This window comes from Flavobacterium sp. (assembly GCF_032153895.1).
In the GTDB taxonomy this organism is placed as follows: Bacteria; Bacteroidota; Bacteroidia; order Flavobacteriales; family Flavobacteriaceae; genus Flavobacterium.
Window position 1 is genome coordinate 1 of record NZ_JALDYN010000007.1, and the last position, 13027, is coordinate 13027.

Genomic DNA, 13027 nt, shown 5'->3' on the forward strand with positions numbered 1-13027 from the left:
GAATCAAAATTCTCCGAAAACTGGCCATAACCAAGCATGGAAAATAATGACAGTAAAATTAACAATGTAATTTTTTTCATAATTAGTATTTAGGTTTGTTGTATGTATAATTGTCAAATATAAATGAAATTTAGCGATTTGTTAACACTGTCTGTTAAAATTCACAAAAAATCGACCATTTGTTTCTATTTTTCATAAATCTACTCTCTAATTTGAATTTATTTTACTTATATTTTATTCCTATTTTTGCAAATCAATTGTAAAGAATGTTAGAAAAAGAATCACATAATTTTGAGAAAACTGTAATTGTAGGAATCGTTACGCAACTTCAAAATGAAGACAAACTAAACGAGTATCTTGATGAATTAGAGTTTCTTACGTTTACCGCTGGCGGCGAAGTAATCAAACGCTTCTCTCAAAAAATGGACAAACCCAACCCAAAAACTTTTGTGGGAACGGGAAAATTGGAGGAAATCAATGTTTATATTAAGGAGAACGAAGTAAGCACCGTTATTTTTGACGACGAATTGTCTCCGGCCCAGCAAAAAAACATCACTCGGGAATTAGATTGCAAAGTTTTAGACCGAACCAACTTGATTTTGGACATTTTTGCCCAACGAGCAGAAACGTCTTATGCCAGAACCCAAGTCGAGTTGGCACAATGTCAATACTTACTTCCGAGGCTAACGGGAATGTGGACACACTTAGAACGTCAGCGTGGAGGTATCGGAATGCGTGGTCCTGGAGAAACGGAAATCGAAACCGACCGCCGTATTGTTCGCGACCGAATCGCCTTACTGAAAGACAAAATCAAAACCATCGACAAGCAAATGGCAGTACAGCGCAGCAACCGTGGCGCCATGGTTCGTGTGGCTTTGGTTGGTTATACTAATGTTGGGAAATCAACTTTGATGAATGCAGTTGGGAAAAGCGATGTTTTTGTGGAAAACAAATTGTTCGCAACACTCGACACGACCGTCCGTAAAGTGGTGATTAAGAATTTGCCTTTTTTACTTTCCGATACGGTAGGTTTCATCCGAAAATTACCAACTCAGTTAGTCGAATCCTTCAAAAGTACTTTGGATGAAGTTCGCGAAGCTGATTTATTGTTGCATGTCGTTGATATTTCCCATCCGGATTTTGAAGACCATATTGAATCGGTGAATCAGATTTTAAAAGACATTAAAAGTGATGATAAGCCCACCATCATGGTGTTCAATAAAATCGATGCGTACAAACATTTGCATCTTTCTGAAGAATTTCCGGAAGAAAAAACGACCAAGCATTACACCTTAGACGAATGGAAAAATACCTGGATGTCGAAAGTAGGTGAAAACAAAACCTTATTCATTTCGGCAACCAACAAACAGAATTTTGAAGAATTCCGTGAAAAAGTATACGAAGCCGTGCGTGAAATTCACATTACGCGTTTTCCGTACAATAAGTTTTTATATCCCGATTATAAAGATGCCGTTGATAACGAATAAAAAAAGCCCAACTGAAAGTTGGGCTTTTACTTTTATAATATTCAGATTAGAATCCGTAGTTGAATCCTAAACCGATAACCTGACGCGTTTGAAACCCTCGGAAGGCATTGTCGTCATAAATCGTCTGGAATGCAAAATTCGTTGTCAAATACTTGTTGATTTTCATCACAATGTTCAACTGATAGTCCAAATCTACGTTTTGAGGATCTTCTAAATAATTAGAATACAAGTTCAAGATGTTTTCCACCGAAACATTTTCCATGATATTGAATTTGTAATAGCCGTTCAACGCCGCTCCAAATTCGTAACGTGTAGTTTCGTTTCCTTTAACCCCGAAATAGGTTACTCCATCAGGAAGCCCATCCGTAAAGTGTCCGTGAACTACAATCAGTTTCGAGGTAGCCGGAGCGATGTTTACTTTTAAGTTGTCGCTTTTCTTCCACAACAAACCGGGTCCCGCCTGAAAATAAGCTGGTGAAAAGAAGTGCGAAATGGTTGTTACCTTATCCACAGGATCTACACCGGCATCCATTTGGGTTTTGAAGTTAAAAAACATCGAGTAATACCAATATTTCCCGAATGCTTTACGCCCCGCTAACGAGTTGATTTCAATTCTATCGTCTGTTTTTTGGGTATCAGCGCCTTTGATTTTAGTAATACCATAAGCCGCGATGAACTTGTTGTCCCAAGTCCAGGTAGAATCTTTGTAGTTAAGATCGTAGTTCAAACTCGCGTTACCGGCAAAATTGTCCTGTCCACCCGCTAACCAGTTGTCAAATGAAGATTGACTAGCTAAAAGTGTAAAGTTTCCTTTTTTAAGCCATCCGTTAGGACGTTCTTCTCCCGCTTTTTTAATGGCTTCTTCGTTCTTTTTCAGATTTTCCTTCTCCGTGTCTTGTGCGTTTGCATTCCATAATCCGAAGGAGCAAACCAAAGCAAAAACAATTTTTCTCATCTCTATCCTTTTTAATTTGTTACAAAGTAACGAAATTTCTGAGAAATAGACCGATTTACTGTTTTCGTTTGAAAAGTGGCACCGACGAACAAGCTTCGCCAAACATGATGCTTTTAGCAAATCCCATCAGTTTTTGAGTCGCCAAAACATACGCTTCTTGAGGAACCGGTTTATTAGAACAGCCTTTTAAAATAACCGGCTTATCTTGAAATTCGGAATAATCCAATTGATTCAGAACATCCTGATAATACGAAAGCAACAACTCCTTAGAAGTGCCATTCACCACTTTTAAAGCGTTTGGCTGCAAGTAAACCGAAACCAAAGTATAGGCCCAAGCCGGCAATATCGCATCTTCGGAACAGTACAAAGCAACATAACTGTTCTGGTATTGTGTCCAGTCGTGTTGTTTTAAACTGTCACGGAATTCGGTTTCCTTTAGAATGAATCCACCAAAAAGCCATTGCGATATGTCTAATGCAATAATCTTCTGCTTCGGAAAATAATCTTCCAAATCAAATACTTTTAAGGCACTGTTGGCTACACGGTTTACGATTTCGTCCATAGTTAGTGGTCAGTATTCTGTGGTCAGTATTCTGTAGTTGATAGCAATTCTTCTCCTTAAGAGAACTGCTTACTGAATACTAAAAACTGCTTACTGAAATTAAAGCATTCCTAATTCCAATTTGGCTTCTTCACTCATCAAATCTTTGCTCCAAGGCGGATCGAAAGTGATTTCCACTTCGCACGATTTTACGGCGTCAATCGATTTGATTTTTTCTTCCACTTCCTGCGGTAAAGTTTCGGCTACCGGACAGTTCGGTGAAGTTAAAGTCATTAAGATTTTTACATCGTTGTCTTCGTTGATCATCACGTCGTAAATCAACCCTAATTCGTATATGTCAACAGGAATTTCCGGATCGTAAATGCCTTTCAGCACTTTTACTACGTCTTCTCCTAAATTGATGGTGTCGTTAAATTCTTCCATTGTAATTCTTATTCTGCCTTAGCCTGAAAAGCCAAAGCGTACATTTTAATTTGTTTAATCATAGATACCAATCCGTTGGCGCGGGTAGGCGACAAATGTTCTTTCAAACCGATTTCATCCACAAAATCAGTATCGGCTTCCAAAATCGCTTTCGGTGACTGATTGGAAAACGCTCGGATTAAAATCGCAATAATCCCTTTGGTCAAAATCGCATCGCTGTCGGCGGTAAAAACCACGTTGCCGTTTTGTTCTTCTGCATGTACCCATACCTTCGACTGACAGCCTTTGATGATGTTGTCTTCGGTTTTATATTGTTCGTCAATTATTGGTAAACTCTTTCCCAACTCGATGATGTATTCATAGCGCTGCATCCAGTCGTCGAACATCGAAAACTCGTCTACTATTTCTTCTTGTATGGCTTTTATGGTCATCTTATTCAACTTTACTGCCTATGGCAATAATTTTATTTACTATTTTTTCAATTTCTGCCGGCGGATATCCTCCATCAAATGTAGCAGATTCATAGGTTCTTTCTTTGGTGATTACTCTGAAATTAGCCATAGGCGCACCATCATAAAAACGCTTTTCCGTTGGGGCTTTCAAATTCGCCAAACCTTCTTTATTTACCGTTTGAAACAAAACGTTCAGTTCGTTCCAATCCGCATCACTTATCGCAACCTCAACCGCTTTTCCATCACGTACCGGAATTACCCAAGCTTTCTTATCAGCTATAGTCGTTTTTCGATAAAAGCCTCTTGTGTTTAGCTCATATTCTAATGTTGAAATTGACTTTTCCTGCATGTTAACCGCTTTCGAAGCCAACTCCTTTTCTTCAGCTGCTGTTTTCTGACAATTGCAACTGCTAAGCGTTACAATAACTGAAGCTAGTAATGTAAATACTTTCATGATTTCTAGGTTTTAGGATAACATCATTTGGGCTTTTTTAACCGCTTCCACAAAGATATCAATTTCTTCCTTGGTATTGTAGAACGCAAAACTCGCTCGTATGGTTCCCGGAATATTGAAATAATTCATGATAGGTTGCGCACAATGATGACCGGTTCTGACCGCTACTCCTAACTTATCGATAATTGTGCCAATGTCGTACGGATGAATGCCATCGATGTTGAAGGAAATTACCGAAGCCTTGTTGTCACTGGTTCCGAAGATTTGTAATCCTTCTATTTGTAGCAATTTTTCGGTAGCATAGGCTAACAATTCTTGCTCGTAACTGGCGATGTTGTCAAATCCGATGCCGTTCAAATAATCAATAGCTGTTCCTAAAACGATACCGCCGGCAATATTGGGCGTTCCTGCTTCAAATTTATGAGGCAAATCGGCATAAGTCGTTTTTTCGAAGGTTACTTCTTTGATCATTTCGCCACCTCCTTGATAGGGCGGCAATTGGTTTAACCAGTTTTCTTTTCCGTATAAAATCCCTACTCCGGTTGGTCCGCATACTTTATGGCCGGAAAACACGTAGAAATCACAATCCAATTCCTGTACATTTGGACGTAAATGCGGTGTAGCCTGAGCGCCGTCGATTAAAACCGCTGCGCCAACTTTATGGGCTTTTACAATAATCTGTTTGATCGGATTGATGGTTCCCAACGCATTGGAAATATGATTGACAGCAACGATTTTGGTTTTAGTTGAAAGTAATTTTTCAAATTCTCCCATTATCAATTCCCCTTTCTCATTCATGGGAATTACCACTAATTTCGCTCCGGTTTTTTCACACAAAAACTGCCAAGGCACAATGTTACTGTGATGTTCCAAAGCCGAAACCATCACCTCATCACCTTCCTTAACAAATTTAGCAAAGCCGTTCGCAACCAAATTGATTCCTGCCGTAGTTCCGGAGGTAAAAATGATTTCGTGATTGTGTTGCGCATTCAAATGGTTTTGAATCGTGTTACGCGCCACTTCATAGGCATCCGTAGCCAATTGACTCAACGTGTGAACACCACGATGGATATTCGCATTGATTTCACTGTAATACTGAGCAATTGCATCAATAACCACTCGCGGTTTTTGTGCAGTAGCGCCATTATCGAAATAAATTAACGGTTTTCCGTTTACACTTTGGGACAATATTGGGAATTGTGCTCTTACTTTTTGAACATCAAACATTTTCGTACTTCTAATTTTGGCAAATTTACGGCTTGTTATCTGAAATTGATATAAATAAATGATAAAATATCATTCTTCAGGCAGTTTCTAATACTAAAAAAACCGCCAAAGTGACGGTTTTTTTAATCTTATATTTTACAAATCAAAGCCCATGTTCACATTTAGCTTCGTAGCGATGATTTTGGCAATTTTCGCCTTTAATTCCGGTATTTTGATACTCGCGGTCACTTCGCTGGTAAACGCATACATCAACAGCGCTTTTGCTTCTTTTTTTGGAATTCCGCGTTGTTGCATGTAGAACATCGCGTTGTCATCCAACTGACCAATCGTACATCCGTGAGAACATTTCACATCGTCTGCAAAAATTTCCAATTGCGGTTTCGCGTTGATGGTCGCTTTCTCGCTTAGCAAAATGTTATTGTTCTGCTGGAACGCGTCGGTTTTCTGCGCTTCTTTCTCCACGAAGATTTTACCGTTGAACACGCCTGTCGATTGTCCGTCCAGAATCGTTTTATAGTTCTGGTGGCTTTCGCAGTTCGGTTGTTCGTGATTCACTAAGGTATAATGATCGACGTGTTGTTTGTCGCCGATGATGGTAATTCCTTTCAGCGTAGAATCAATTCGTTCCCCGTGATGGTAGAAATTCAGGTTGTTACGCGTTAAGTTTCCTCCGAAAGAGAACGTATGCACCGCAACACGGCTTTCCTGTTTCTGGGAAATATAAGTGTTGTCGATCAAATTCGCGGTTTGCTCGTCGTTTTGTATTTTGTAATAATCGACAATCGCGCGTTTTTGTGCAAAAATTTCAGTAACCGAATTCGTCAGTACCGGATTGTTGTTCAAACTCTGATGACGCTCCACGATTTGTACGTGTGCGTTTTCCCCAACAATTACTAAATTTCTAGGTTGCACCATCAATGCATCTTCTTTTCCGGTCGAGAAATAGATGATTTCGATTGGTTTTTCCACCACTTTGCTTTTCGGGATGTTGATATAAGCTCCTTCGTAAGCGAAAGCCGTATTCAAAGACGTCAAACTTTCTTCTTTGTTGGCTACTTGGTTGAAATACGTATCAATCACCATTTTATACTTGGGTTTGGTCAATGCCGAAGACATCAAACAAACATCCAATCCATCATGCGTAGTGGACGATAAAAACGTACTGAAAATCCCGTCGATAAAGATCACTTTGTAAGTATCGATATCGTTCAGGAAGTATTTTTTCACATCTTTAATGTCGATGTTGTTTTCCTTTTTAGGAAAGATGCTGAAATCGTTCTTCAAAACGGCATTCAGCGAAGTATATTTCCAGGCTTCCTCTTTTTTGGTTGGGAATCCTTTTGTTTCAAAGTTTTTTAAGGCTTCGGTGCGAAGGTCGTGCAGTTCAGTACCGACGTCGACTTTTTCTTCAAAAGCCATGAACGATGAAATCAGTTTGTCTTTCAATTCCATTGTTTAGCTTTTTAACCAGTCGTATCCTTTTTCTTCTAACTCAAGCGCCAATTCTTTACCGCCCGATTTAATGATTTTTCCGTCCATCAACACGTGTACGAAATCCGGAACAATATAATCCAACAAACGCTGGTAGTGCGTAATTACCACCACCGCATTGTCTTGACTTTTTAATTTATTGACACCATTGGCAACGATACGAAGCGCATCGATGTCTAATCCTGAATCGGTTTCATCTAAAATCGCCAATTTCGGGTTTAGCATCGCCATTTGGAAGATTTCGTTACGTTTCTTCTCTCCTCCGGAAAATCCTTCGTTTAAAGAACGCGACAAGAATTTACGGTCGATTTCCAATAATTCGGATTTCTCACGGATTAACTTCAACATTTCATTCGCCGGCATTTCCTCTTCACCTCTGGCTTTACGACTTTCATTAAGCGCAGTTTTCATGAAGTTCGTTACCGAAACTCCTGGGATTTCCACCGGATATTGGAACGATAAGAATACGCCTTTGTGCGCTCTTTCTTCCGGAGCCAATTCAGAGATTTCCTCTCCGTCAAGGATGATTTCGCCATCGGTTACTTCGTACGATTCGTTTCCGGCAATGATGGAAGATAAGGTCGATTTCCCAGCACCATTCGGTCCCATAATCGCGTGTACTTCTCCCGCTTTTACTTCAAGGTTGATTCCTTTTAATATTTCTTTGTCCTCTACTGAGGCATGCAAATTCTTTATAGTTAACATGCTATCGCTTTCTTATTAATTTTTGTAATGATTATCCAACCGAACCTTCTAACGAAATCTCCAACAATTTCTGTGCTTCCACAGCAAATTCCATTGGCAACTTGTTCAACACGTCTTTACTGAATCCGTTTACGATTAGCGCGATGGCTTTTTCGGTTGGGATACCACGTTGGTTGCAATAAAACACCTGATCTTCTCCAATTTTAGAAGTCGTTGCTTCGTGCTCGATTTTGGCTGTTGTGTTTTTCGATTCGATGTACGGAAATGTGTGCGCTCCACAATTGTTTCCCATTAATAACGAGTCACATTGCGAGAAGTTACGCGCGTTTTCGGCTCTGGATGAAATCTGAACCAAACCACGGTAGCTGTTTTGCGATTTTCCGGCAGAAATCCCTTTGGAAATAATGGTCGATTTGGTGTTTTTACCCAAATGAATCATTTTCGTTCCGGTATCGGCTTGTTGAAAATTATTGGTTACGGCAATCGAGTAGAATTCTCCGATTGAATTGTCGCCTTTCAATACACATGATGGATATTTCCAGGTTACAGCAGAACCGGTTTCTACCTGCGTCCAAGAGATTTTTGCATTTTTCTCACACAAACCTCTTTTGGTCACGAAGTTGAAAACCCCGCCTTTTCCTTCTTTATTTCCTGGATACCAGTTTTGTACGGTTGAATATTTGATTTCCGCATCGTCTAAAGCGATTAGCTCTACCACAGCGGCGTGTAATTGGTTTTCGTCACGACTTGGTGCAGTACATCCTTCTAAATAGGAAACGTAGCTTCCTTCATCGGCAATAACTAACGTTCTTTCGAACTGTCCGGTTCCGCCTTGGTTGATACGGAAATAGGTTGATAATTCCATCGGGCAACGAACGCCTTTCGGAATATAACAGAAGGACCCATCAGAGAAAACTGCCGAATTCAAAGCCGCGTAGAAATTATCTTTCTGTGGCACAACCGTTCCTAGGTGCTTTTTCACCAATTCCGGATGTTCCTGAATCGCTTCGGAAATTGAGCAGAAAATAATGCCTTTTTCCGCTAAGGTTTTCTTGAAAGTTGTGGCAACCGAAACCGAATCCATTACGATATCTACCGCAACACCTGCCAGTTTCTTTTGCTCATCTATGGAAATCCCTAGTTTTTTGAAGGTTTCCAGTAATTCCGGATCAACCTCATCCAAACTTTCGTATTTGTCTTTTTTCTTCGGTGCCGAATAGTAGGAAATCGCTTGAAAATCAGGTTTTTCGTAATGTACGTTCGCCCAATCCGGCTCTTCCATTTCGGTCCAGGCGCGGAAAGCTTCCAAACGCCATTCGGTCATCCATTCCGGCTCGTTTTTCTTTTTGGAAATGGCACGAACAATATCTTCGTTTAATCCCGCAGGAAACGTTTCCGATTCAATATCCGTATAAAAACCGTACTCGTATTCTTTGTTTTCGAGTTCGACTTTTAAATCGTCTTCTGTATACTTTGACATTGTTGAAATTTAAATTATAAAGAGAAAGATTCTCCGCAACCGCAGGTTCTCTGTGCATTCGGATTGTTAAATACAAATCCTTTTCCGTTCAATCCTCCGGAATATTCTAAAGTGGTTCCCACCAAATACAGGAAGCTTTTTTTGTCTACGGCAATTTTTATATCGTTGTCTTCGAACACTTTATCATCTTCACCTAAAGCTTTGTCAAACTTCAAATCATACGACAAACCGGAACAACCGCCGCTTTTCACGCCCACACGAACGTAATCGGTAACTGAATTGAAGCCGTCATCCTCCATCAAAAGTGCAATACGCTTTTTAGCGCTTTCTGAAACTTTAATCATAACGTTAAAACAGATTAATTCTAATTTAGTGCAAAGATATTACATAAAACGGTTATTACCTAACTACTAACATTTTTATAACTTATTCAGGCATAGTCTTTTCTTATCAAGGGATTTAGATTGCGAATTCCCTTAAGATTTAGTAATTTGCCAACACATTTTTAGAACACAAATCATGAAAATTTACCCGATAGAATCCGGAAACTTCAAATTAGACGGTGGTGCCATGTTCGGAGTTGTGCCGAAAACCATCTGGAGCAAAACCAATCCGGCCGACGCCAACAATTTAATCGATATCGCTGCACGCTGCATGCTAATTGAAGACGGCAACCGCCTGATTTTGATTGATACCGGCATGGGCAACAAGCAATCTGAGAAGTTTTTTGGCTATTATTCGCTTTGGGGCGATCATTCGTTAGACAAATCCTTGGCGAATCATGGTTTTCATCGCGATGATATTACTGATGTATTCATGACGCATTTGCATTTCGACCATTGCGGCGGAAGTGTGATATGGAACAACGACCGAACCGGCTACGAAGTAGCTTTCAAAAACGCTACTTTCTGGACCAACGAAAACCATTGGAAATGGGCGACGAAACCGAATCCGCGTGAAAAAGCGTCTTTCCTTGCTGAAAATATTTTGCCGATGCAGGAAAGCGGGCAGCTGAAGTTCATCAACCGTCCGGATACCGATTTTGGAGTTTCAAAAGAATTAAATTTTGACATTTTCTATGTCGATGGCCATACCGAAAAACAAATGATTCCGCACATCAACTACAACGGAAAAACAATTGTTTTTTGTGCAGATTTATTGGCGACGGCGGGACATATTCCGATTCCGTATGTGATGGGTTATGATACGCGTCCGTTACTGACCATGCCTGAAAAAACTAAATTTTTGCATGCTGCTGCTGATAACAACTACTTTTTGTGGCTGGAACACGATGCTCACAATCAAATTGTTACGGTGGAGCAAACCGAAAAAGGCGTTCGCTTAAAAGAAGTGTTTCGTTGTGAAGATATTTTGTAAATTGTAACTGTTTTTCATTCTATAAATTAGTGTGCTGTTAATTTTATATTAATATTTATTTGATATATCAATTATTTCAAAATCCTTTGTACATTTGATTAAATAAAAGTCGTGGAGAAATTAAACAACATCATTTTTTACAACATCGATCACAGTATTCGTTTGTACCGAATGTATGCGCAGAAAAAATTACGGGAACACGGTTTTAAGATTACGATTGACCAATGGCTGGTAATCAAATCCATTTTGGAAAACCCAACCATTACCCAACATGAATTGAGTGCTTTGGTTTTTAAGGACAATGCATCGGTAACCCGAATTATCGATTTATTAATCAAAGCCGAATACTTGGAGAAGGAAATCAACCCGGTTGACCGCAGGAAATTTATGCTGCACGTCACTAAAAAGGGAGAAAAAATTATAAAAGACGTTCAGGAAATTGTGTTGCAGAACCGAAGCGTAGCTTTAAAAGGCATCGATGCTAATGAACTCGAAATTGCCGACAAAGTCTTGCAGCAAATCATCAAGAACTGTAAATAGTATCATCAATCAAAATCATCAATCAAAAAACGAACTGTTATGATTAAGCTTGTTTTACTTCTTATCACAATTGTGATTTCCGCTATCAGCTATATCTTCATTTAAGGAGTATAGCTTTTTCTTTCTTCTGCTAATCTTTACCGATTAAAAATAGTATATTGCTATAACCTAAAACAGTTTTGGTACAAAACTTGTAACATATTGAAAATGTTACGACTAATCTCAAAATAAAAATGCGTATGAACATGTTTAAACCTTATTATTTATGTGCTGCTTTAGCCTTAGCCCTAGCTAGTTGCGGAACTCAGAAAATGGTAACCACACCGGCTGAAAATATTGATAATATGCCAATCAAAGTTGGCAAAATCGCCGATAAAGATTTAAAACGCTGGAGTCACTTAGACTTAGGAAAAGACACCATTCCAGGAATGAGCGTTGACAAAGCCTATTCACAGCTATTAAAAGGAAAAAAAGGAAGTACCGTTATCGTTGGTGTTGTGGATTCCGGTATTGATATCGAACACGAAGATTTGAAACCAGCCATCTGGAATAACCCGAAAGAAATTGCCGGCAACAAAAAAGACGACGACAACAATGGTTATGTGGATGATGTTCACGGTTGGAACTTCTTAGGTGATTCCGATCACGAAAACATGGAGTATGTTCGTATTCTGAAAAAAGGCAACGATGGTTCGGCTACATATTTGAAAGCAAAAGCTGAGCATGAAAAAGATATGGCGGAAGCCAATCAAGGTAAAATGCAAGTAGATTTTATCATGGCAGGAGACAAAGCCATTGCCGACCATTTGAAAAAGAAAAATTACACTTTGGAGGATGTGAAGAAAATCGAAACTACCGATCAGACTTTGTTGCAATACAAAGGCATGATGATGCAGATTTTATCCCAAACTTCGAAAGAAGAATTCGACAAAGAAATTGGTGAATTTAAAGATCATATTTACGGTCAGTTGAATTACCATCTGAACTTGGAATTCGACGGAAGAAAAGCAGTTGGAGACAATCCGAACGATATCAACGATAAAAAATACGGTAACAACAACGTAATCGGTCCTGAGAAAAAAGGCGCCAAACACGGAACACACGTAGCCGGTATCATCGCTCAAACCCGAAGCAATAACAAAGGAGGCGACGGTGTAGCCAGCAACAATGTAAAAATCATGGCATTGCGAGCAGTTCCAGACGGTGACGAATACGATAAAGATATTGCTTTAGCAATTCGTTATGCCGCTGATAATGGCGCGAAAGTCATCAACGGTAGTTTCGGAAAATACTATTCCACACATCCGGAGTGGGTGCACGATGCGATTAAATATGCCGCTTCAAAAGATGTGTTAGTAATTTTCGCTGCCGGAAATGATTCTTACGATTTAGATGTTATCAACAAATATCCGACAGATTCGTACAACGGACAACCGGAAGTAACAGACAACGTACTGATTATTGGGGCAATCACACCACATTACGGTTCTGAAATGGTAGCCGGTTTCTCTAACTACGGAAAAACCAGTGTAGACATTTACGCTCCAGGTGAAGAAATTTACGCAACTACGCCAAGTAATACGTACCAGTATTTACAGGGAACGTCGATGGCTTCTCCGAATGCAGCTGGTGTTGCGGCGTTAATCCGTTCGTACTATCCAAGTTTGACGGCGGCTCAGGTGAAGAAAATCATGATGGATTCCGGAACAACCTTAACGCAAAAAGTTACTGTTGGTGAGGCGAAAGATGTGAAAGGATTCAATGATACCTCAAAATCAGGGAAAATTGTAAATGCTTATAATGCTTTGTTAATGGCAGAGCAGATGGCAAAAAAATAAGTATCTTTGGCTACTGATGTATAATTCGGAAGGGAT

Annotated in this window: 14 protein-coding genes; 4 read left to right on the top strand and 10 right to left on the bottom strand. The window is 39.6% G+C overall.

The window, feature by feature from the left end; translation table 11 throughout:
• The first annotated feature begins 266 nt into the window (after positions 1-266).
• The gene (hflX, locus tag RUH60_RS04270) at positions 267-1487 is read left to right on the top strand and encodes a GTPase HflX (RefSeq protein ID WP_313805771.1); all 1221 of its coding nucleotides are present in this window, start codon (positions 267-269) and stop codon (positions 1485-1487) included.
• Between the two features lie 46 nt (positions 1488-1533).
• On the opposite strand, the gene RUH60_RS04275 is transcribed toward hflX, so the two are convergent.
• From RUH60_RS04275 to RUH60_RS04320, 10 genes are all read right to left on the bottom strand, one after another.
• Entirely contained in the window at positions 1534-2442 is a 909-nt protein-coding gene (locus RUH60_RS04275; protein ID WP_313805773.1) for a DUF3078 domain-containing protein, read from the bottom strand.
• Positions 2443-2497: 55 nt separating this feature from the next.
• Entirely contained in the window at positions 2498-3004 is a 507-nt protein-coding gene (locus RUH60_RS04280; protein ID WP_313805775.1) for a DUF2480 family protein, read from the bottom strand.
• Positions 3005-3103: 99 nt separating this feature from the next.
• Positions 3104-3427, bottom strand: coding sequence for an SUF system Fe-S cluster assembly protein (locus tag RUH60_RS04285; protein ID WP_026980635.1), 324 nt, complete (start codon positions 3425-3427; stop codon positions 3104-3106).
• A gap of 8 nt (positions 3428-3435) precedes the next feature.
• Positions 3436-3858, bottom strand: a complete 423-nt coding sequence (locus RUH60_RS04290; RefSeq protein ID WP_313805778.1) for a SufE family protein — start codon at positions 3856-3858, stop codon at positions 3436-3438.
• A 1-nt stretch (position 3859) separates the two neighbouring features.
• Positions 3860-4333, bottom strand: a complete 474-nt coding sequence (locus tag RUH60_RS04295) for a hypothetical protein (protein ID WP_313805780.1) — start codon at positions 4331-4333, stop codon at positions 3860-3862.
• Between the two features lie 12 nt (positions 4334-4345).
• A complete protein-coding gene (locus tag RUH60_RS04300; RefSeq protein ID WP_313805782.1) occupies positions 4346-5560 on the bottom strand; it encodes a cysteine desulfurase in 1215 nt (404 codons plus the stop codon).
• 135 nt (positions 5561-5695) lie between these two features.
• Positions 5696-7012 carry a Fe-S cluster assembly protein SufD gene (sufD, locus tag RUH60_RS04305; RefSeq protein WP_313805784.1) on the bottom strand — a complete coding sequence of 439 codons (1317 nt, stop codon included), beginning with the start codon at positions 7010-7012 and terminating at the stop codon, positions 5696-5698.
• A gap of 3 nt (positions 7013-7015) precedes the next feature.
• Positions 7016-7756 (bottom strand): Fe-S cluster assembly ATPase SufC, encoded by a 741-nt coding sequence (gene sufC, locus RUH60_RS04310; protein ID WP_313805786.1) that lies wholly within the window; start codon positions 7754-7756, stop codon positions 7016-7018.
• A gap of 31 nt (positions 7757-7787) precedes the next feature.
• Positions 7788-9236: a Fe-S cluster assembly protein SufB gene (sufB, locus tag RUH60_RS04315; protein ID WP_313805788.1), complete on the bottom strand. Its 1449-nt coding sequence runs from the start codon at positions 9234-9236 to the stop codon at positions 7788-7790.
• 14 nt (positions 9237-9250) lie between these two features.
• Entirely contained in the window at positions 9251-9580 is a 330-nt protein-coding gene (locus RUH60_RS04320) for an iron-sulfur cluster assembly accessory protein (protein ID WP_313805790.1), read from the bottom strand.
• A 175-nt stretch (positions 9581-9755) separates the two neighbouring features.
• Between RUH60_RS04320 and RUH60_RS04325 the strand changes: the two genes are divergently transcribed.
• The 3 genes from RUH60_RS04325 to RUH60_RS04335 all read left to right on the top strand — a co-directional run bounded on the left by RUH60_RS04325 (position 9756) and on the right by RUH60_RS04335 (position 12991).
• Positions 9756-10613 carry an MBL fold metallo-hydrolase gene (locus RUH60_RS04325; protein WP_313805792.1) on the top strand — a complete coding sequence of 286 codons (858 nt, stop codon included), beginning with the start codon at positions 9756-9758 and terminating at the stop codon, positions 10611-10613.
• Positions 10614-10724: 111 nt separating this feature from the next.
• The gene (locus RUH60_RS04330; protein WP_313805794.1) at positions 10725-11153 is read left to right on the top strand and encodes a MarR family transcriptional regulator; all 429 of its coding nucleotides are present in this window, start codon (positions 10725-10727) and stop codon (positions 11151-11153) included.
• A 239-nt stretch (positions 11154-11392) separates the two neighbouring features.
• Positions 11393-12991 (top strand): S8 family peptidase, encoded by a 1599-nt coding sequence (locus tag RUH60_RS04335; RefSeq protein ID WP_313805796.1) that lies wholly within the window; start codon positions 11393-11395, stop codon positions 12989-12991.
• Positions 12992-13027: the final 36 nt, after the last annotated feature.

Bases quoted from the DNA above. Each gene is read 5' to 3' on its own strand.
- hflX (WP_313805771.1), top strand. From the start codon at position 267: ATGTTAGAAAAAGAATCACATAATTTTGAGAAAACTGTAATTGTAGGA.
- RUH60_RS04275 (WP_313805773.1), bottom strand. From the start codon at position 2,442: ATGAGAAAAATTGTTTTTGCTTTGGTTTGCTCCTTCGGATTATGGAAT.
- RUH60_RS04280 (WP_313805775.1), bottom strand. From the start codon at position 3,004: ATGGACGAAATCGTAAACCGTGTAGCCAACAGTGCCTTAAAAGTATTT.
- RUH60_RS04285 (WP_026980635.1), bottom strand. From the start codon at position 3,427: ATGGAAGAATTTAACGACACCATCAATTTAGGAGAAGACGTAGTAAAA.
- RUH60_RS04290 (WP_313805778.1), bottom strand. From the start codon at position 3,858: ATGACCATAAAAGCCATACAAGAAGAAATAGTAGACGAGTTTTCGATG.
- RUH60_RS04295 (WP_313805780.1), bottom strand. From the start codon at position 4,333: ATGAAAGTATTTACATTACTAGCTTCAGTTATTGTAACGCTTAGCAGT.
- RUH60_RS04300 (WP_313805782.1), bottom strand. From the start codon at position 5,560: ATGTTTGATGTTCAAAAAGTAAGAGCACAATTCCCAATATTGTCCCAA.
- sufD (WP_313805784.1), bottom strand. From the start codon at position 7,012: ATGGAATTGAAAGACAAACTGATTTCATCGTTCATGGCTTTTGAAGAA.
- sufC (WP_313805786.1), bottom strand. From the start codon at position 7,756: ATGTTAACTATAAAGAATTTGCATGCCTCAGTAGAGGACAAAGAAATA.
- sufB (WP_313805788.1), bottom strand. From the start codon at position 9,236: ATGTCAAAGTATACAGAAGACGATTTAAAAGTCGAACTCGAAAACAAA.
- RUH60_RS04320 (WP_313805790.1), bottom strand. From the start codon at position 9,580: ATGATTAAAGTTTCAGAAAGCGCTAAAAAGCGTATTGCACTTTTGATG.
- RUH60_RS04325 (WP_313805792.1), top strand. From the start codon at position 9,756: ATGAAAATTTACCCGATAGAATCCGGAAACTTCAAATTAGACGGTGGT.
- RUH60_RS04335 (WP_313805796.1), top strand. From the start codon at position 11,393: ATGAACATGTTTAAACCTTATTATTTATGTGCTGCTTTAGCCTTAGCC.